Consider the following 2,914-nt stretch of genomic DNA (forward strand, 5'->3'; position numbering starts at 1 on the left):
GGCAAAGGTGGTCTTGCCCTCGCCGGGGTTGCCTTGCACAATGGTTACTTTCCCGAAAGGGATATACGGCTCCCATAGCCATTCAACGGTCTGTGTGTCAACCTCGCTCATGCGGATAAGCTCGACGGTTTCTTCCTGCGACGGCTCTTTTAAGCCGTAAACCGCTTCCCGGATATACTTCCCGTCTGTGATTTCCGCTCTGTGCTGCAATACCTCGTTCCAGTCCTTAAACAGCGGCACAAGGCGGTGGACGGTCAAGCCCTCCGGCACAAGCTCCGCAAGGCGGCTGCAAGCGTCGTTTCCGGCTTGGTCGCTGTCAAGGCAGAGGTAAACGGTCTTGATGTTCGGACGGTCAGAGAGGAAACGCAACAGGGCTTTTTCTCCCACGCCGCCCAATGACAAATAGCTCTGCTTCTGCCACGCCTTTTTGAACAGGCAGAGGAAAGATAACAGGTCAACGGGGGCTTCAAAGGCAAAAAGCCTGTCGCCCTCGCCCCGGTAGCAGAAATTAAAGGCTTTGTCGCTGCCTTTCACATCAAGCCGGAAGTTTCCCGCCGTTCCCTTGCTGTGGGCGTAGCGCGGTATTCCGTCCTCGTCCCGCCCCACAAATACGGCGTTGTGGTGGGCTGCGTCCTCGTAAATATCGCCGCGGGCAAAGAAAAAGCCCGTCACATCTTCATCAATGCGGCGGGCTGCTGTAAGGTAGTTCCTCGCTGTTCGGTTGTCGCTGTTAGGTGGCGGTAGCCGGAAGTCGAAAAGGGACGCGGGGCAAGGTCTGTCCGGCGGCGGTACGGCTCCCTTTTCTCCTGTGAGAAGTTCTACGGCTTCGGTGAAGCTCTTGCCGAAAAACTCCATGACAAAATCAACGGGGCCGCCGCCCTTGCTCTGGCTGTGCCTGTACCACTTGTTTCCCCGGACGGTCAAGCTGTCGTGCCGTTTCCAGCGGTATTCATTCCCGGCGCGGGTAAGCTGCTCGCCCTGTGATTGCAGGAAAGAAACAAGGTCGGCTTGGTTCGCCCGGTCTATCTGTTCTTGGGTATAGTACATGATTGATACCTCGCTTTCGGTGGTTGAACTGTTCATAGTTTTGAAGTACAATAAAAATAAATCGAAAGTTGGTGGAGAAATTCTATGAGCATATGCACATTTATTGCTTCAGATTTTCCCTTGACGGAAGTTTCGCCCGTTCAGGATTATCCATTTGAAATAAATCTTGATAATGGTACAATTTATGACGGTGGCGCAGATGATAACTATTTTCTGCATTTCTTTCAAGATGTTCAGAACTATACCAACAAGAAAAATGGAGTCTGTCTGGAATGGAACTACTTTACAGAGGGTAGGGCAAAACAAATTATTGAATATATGAAAAATGCCTTGCAGAATACGACTTCCATAGAACTCTGGCATGTGTGGTTAATGGACTACTATGAATTTGAGGACAGACCTGTAATTCATAGGCAAACAGTTTCCATTGATGAACTTACCACAAAACATATCAAGGAAATTGATGATGCAGAGATTTGGAATACTCCCGATAAAATGTATCCGAATAGACCGTCATTCTATTGCTTGGAAATAAAACGATAATGACAACTTCCCATTTGACAAGTGGTACATAGGACGGACAAGCCGGACAGCTTGCCCGTCCTTTTCCTTATCGCTCCTGTTCATGCCGCTTGACGCGGGTCTGCTCCGGCTGGTCGGCTTTCAATGCAATATCAACGCACTTGCGGATATTGTGCAGCTCGGCAACCTCGGCGCGGGTTTCTTTCAGCTTGGTATATTCCGCTGTTCTCTGCCCGCTGAGAGTGGCGTACTCTTTTTCCCATTCAGCGATAGGCAAGGTCTTTGTCCCTTTCGGCAGATTTGCATGGAGATAGCGGCTCGCTGCGTTCCATAGCGTAAGCTCGGCGCGGTGGGCTTCCTCGTACTTGTCGCGCTTGCTCGTCCAGCCATTTTTCAGCTTTTTCAGCTCGTCGTGAATGGGCTTGTACTCGGTGTAGTTCTTCCCGTATTCAATCAATTTCTGCAATTCTTTCATGCGCTTCTCGGCGGTTTTCATGCCCGCCCGGATAGCGTCGGCTTGGTCGCTGACAGAGGAAAGGGCAGCGTCCAGCTCGTCAAGGGTGGAAATGCCATGCTCGGAAAGATAGCCTACCGCCTTTGCAACGGTTTTCAGTTCATCGGCGGCGTGCTGCCTTTGCCAACTCTGCGAATACTTCCGGCTCTTTTCTCTCTGAACGCTTAAATACTTCATCAGCAGATTTGCAAGACCGGGGGATTGCGGGGGCTGTTCCGGGGCGGTTTCCCGCGCCTTGAACAGTTCGCCAATCCATTCCTTGAGCTTTCCAATCTGCGCCCGGATTTCCCGGATAAGGCGGTTTGCCTTTTGGATATTCCGGTTCAGCTCGCCTTTCTCGGTGGCTATGCCTTTCTTCTCCATTTGACAAGCCGCAACGCCCATGTGAACGGTGGGCAGCTCGTCAATGCCGCGCTCGGCGTTGCTGCGGTGGTCGATACGCTCCGGGCTTCCGGCGCGTTCAAGGTAGGCATTTGAAACATCCGCCCATGCCTTGCGCCATAAAAGCGCGTTGCCCTTGTCGTTCCAGCCGGTAAGGTCAACTTTGTGTGTCTTGTATCTGCCGCTTGGTAAGCGTATGCGCTCGCCATTTTCGTCAAGGTCATATTCCTTTTTGGACTTCGCCGCCCATGCGCCGCGCTCGTCAAGGGGGCGCATGGTAAGCATGATGTGACAATGGGGGTTGCCGCTGTCGGTGTCGTGAATGGCAAAGTCAACGCACATTCCTCTGGAAACAAATTGAGAGGAACAGTATTCCCGGACAAGCCGGATCTGTTCCTCTCTGGATAATTCTATGGGGAGTGCTGCGTCAATCTCTCTGGCAAGCTGGGC

General features: G+C 52.1%; 3 protein-coding genes. 1 reads left to right on the forward strand and 2 read right to left on the reverse strand.

Annotated elements, in window-relative coordinates; genetic code table 11:
- The coding region (locus H8705_RS13510) for a toprim domain-containing protein (RefSeq protein WP_262396303.1) at positions 1 to 1,047 on the reverse strand (1,047 nt) is incomplete at its 3' end.
- Between the two features lie 84 nt (positions 1,048 to 1,131).
- On the opposite strand from H8705_RS13510, the gene H8705_RS13515 reads away from it, so the two are divergent.
- Positions 1,132 to 1,590: a hypothetical protein gene (locus H8705_RS13515; protein ID WP_262396304.1), complete on the forward strand. Its 459-nt coding sequence runs from the start codon at positions 1,132 to 1,134 to the stop codon at positions 1,588 to 1,590.
- Between the two features lie 67 nt (positions 1,591 to 1,657).
- Here H8705_RS13515 and H8705_RS13520 read toward each other — a convergent pair.
- Positions 1,658 to 2,914: MobA/MobL family protein (locus H8705_RS13520; RefSeq protein WP_262396305.1), on the reverse strand; the 1,257-nt coding region annotated here is incomplete at its 5' end.

Origin of the sequence: Youxingia wuxianensis (assembly GCF_014385085.1) — a bacterium.
Taxonomy (GTDB): Bacteria; Bacillota; Clostridia; order Oscillospirales; family Ruminococcaceae; genus Youxingia; species Youxingia wuxianensis.

Excerpts from the sequence above, each read along its gene's own strand:
- H8705_RS13515 (WP_262396304.1), top strand. The coding sequence starts at position 1,132 with ATGAGCATATGCACATTTATTGCTTCAGATTTTCCCTTGACGGAAGTT.